At 67.7% G+C, this 2,064-nt stretch carries 2 protein-coding genes and 1 pseudogene; 2 read left to right on the forward strand and 1 reads right to left on the reverse strand.

Going from position 1 to position 2,064, the window contains the following annotated elements; translation table 11 throughout:
- Nucleotides 1-126: pseudogene (locus BHU15_RS41565) on the forward strand (GNAT family N-acetyltransferase); the annotation flags it as partial.
- 84 nt (nt 127-210) lie between these two features.
- Here the strand turns inward: BHU15_RS41565 and BHU15_RS25245 are convergent.
- Entirely contained in the window at nt 211-729 is a 519-nt protein-coding gene (locus BHU15_RS25245) for an NUDIX hydrolase (protein WP_255293211.1), read from the reverse strand.
- 977 nt (nt 730-1,706) lie between these two features.
- Between BHU15_RS25245 and BHU15_RS25255 the strand changes: the two genes are divergently transcribed.
- Nucleotides 1,707-2,064, forward strand: a 358-nt coding sequence (locus BHU15_RS25255; protein WP_218028077.1) for a (5-formylfuran-3-yl)methyl phosphate synthase, incomplete at its 3' end; no start/stop codon positions are given.

Below are 2,064 nucleotides of genomic sequence, written 5' to 3' on the forward strand. Positions count from 1 at the left end.
GTGGCGGACCAGTTGATCGGCGCCGTCGAGACCTGGGCCCGGCGGTCCGGCGCCACGACGCTGAGGCTCGCGGTGATCCCGGGCAACGACCCCGCCGTCGCGGTGTACGCGCGTAACGGCTTCGTCCTGATCGAGGTTGTGTCGATCTCCTGCTTGAGGCATGCACTTGACCTGCCTATTCGCGAGATGGACATGCCCTCTTCGCGGTCTTCAGCTTGGGTCCTGTGTGAGCCGGGCCAGGTATGCGTCGAGTGGCTGAACGCGTCCTGGAAGGGGCTCGTAGAGGTCCCACCAGCGGATGGCCGAGATCTCATCGTTCGCACGAAAGCTGCGGGGATTTGTGATGTGGCCGGTGAACAGCGCGGCGTATTCAGCGTGCTGGTCGGGCGCAAGCACGAATCCCGCGTAGCCCACGAACTGCAAAGGACAGTCGGGACTCTGGCCGGTCTCTTCCAGCAGCTCGCGCGTGGCTGCCTGACGAGGAGTCTCCTCGGGTTCGATCACCCCTCCGGACAGTTCCCAGGACTGCCGGAACCGGTCGAAGACCATGAGGACCCTGCCGCTGTGCCAGAGAGCGACCAGGGCGGCGGGCATCGGCGCATCTGTGGGAGCAACACCTTCTGCGCCGTGGTCGAAGACGATCAAGGCATTTCCGTGGTCGTCGGCGACCAATGGTTCAGTCATGCGATCAATCACCCGTTGATGCTTTCCAGCCTCGTCCGCAGTCAAGCCTCAAGGGCTCTTGCCTCCAGCTCAGTCTTCTTCGGCAGGGGCCGATCACGGTGCTGGACGGCCTCGCCGACAGGGTGCGGAGCCGCCGGATCTCGCCGTGGGCGCTCTCCCGTTTTCGGGTGAGGTCGGCGCCTCGGCCCGCGGCAGTCGGGTGGCGTAGGTGTGCCGGCAGACATGCGGCGAGAAGTGCGTGATGCCGGTCCGCTTCTGCAGGCGCGCGGAAGAGGTTGGCGAACACGAAGTCGCAGTCCAGCGCGTCCCGTACTCGGTCTCCATGTCGGCGGCGTAGCGGTCGAACAGCTCCGGCCGCACCGGGACGATCCGGCCCTTCATGCCCTTCATGCCNNCTCGCCCTTGCGGAGGTTCGAGTCCGCGTGCCGCAGACCCAGGGCCTCACTGATCCGCAACCCCGCCTCGTCCAGGAGCGCGATCAGGAACCGGTCCCCGCGCCAGTTGCAGGCGCCCATCAGCCTCCGCGCCAGCATCGGCGTGCAGGAGCCTGTAGGCCGCCTGGCCAGCAGGTTTCCCAGCAGCGTGGGTAGGCTCTCATCCCGCCTGGCATGGAACCGGTAGAAGGACGCGAACGCGGCCCGCTTCCGCTGCGGCGTGGTGTTCTCCAGTGCCTGACCGACGCCCGGCAGCACGAACACCTCCAGCCGCAAGTGCCGGAAGTCCAAGCCCGTCTGTCCCAGCCAGACGAAGAAGTCACGCAGGTCGTAGGCAGGGAGCAGATGATGGCGAAGGCGCTTCGGTGAGTGGGTCAGGTGTGGGCGGCGCCGCGCCACCGGTCCCCCGGTGCCCGGCGGAGGCGCGTGCGCTGGGGCGTGAGGGGCAGGGGGCAGTGACCCCTCTGGTACTCCGCGCGCCCTGCCGGGGGTCGCGGGGCCCCGGAATGATGAGCCGACCGCACGTGATCCACGCGACTCCGCATCCCTGCCCCTCGGCAGACGGACATGCGGTGGAAGGAATCCACGGTGTTGCTTCTCATCTCTCCCGACGGTCTCGACGAAGCCCTCGACTGTGTGAAGGCGGCGGAACACCTCGACATCGTCGATGTCAAAAGACCCGCCGAGGGCTCGCTCGGCGCGAACTTCCCCTGGGTCATCAGGGAGATCCGGGCCGCGGTCCCGGCGGACAAGCCCGTGTCCGCCACCGTGGGTGACGTGCCGTACAAGCCCGGCACGGTGGCCCAGGCGGCGCTCGGCGCGGTGGTCTCCGGGGCCACGTACATCAAGGTCGGCCTCTACGGATGTACGACGACCGAGCAGGCCACCGAGGTGATGCGAGGGGTCGTCCGGGCGGTGAAGGACTACCGGCCCGACGCGTTCGTCG

Source organism: Streptomyces niveus (assembly GCF_001723055.1).
Lineage (GTDB): Bacteria > Actinomycetota > Actinomycetes > Streptomycetales > Streptomycetaceae > Streptomyces > Streptomyces niveus.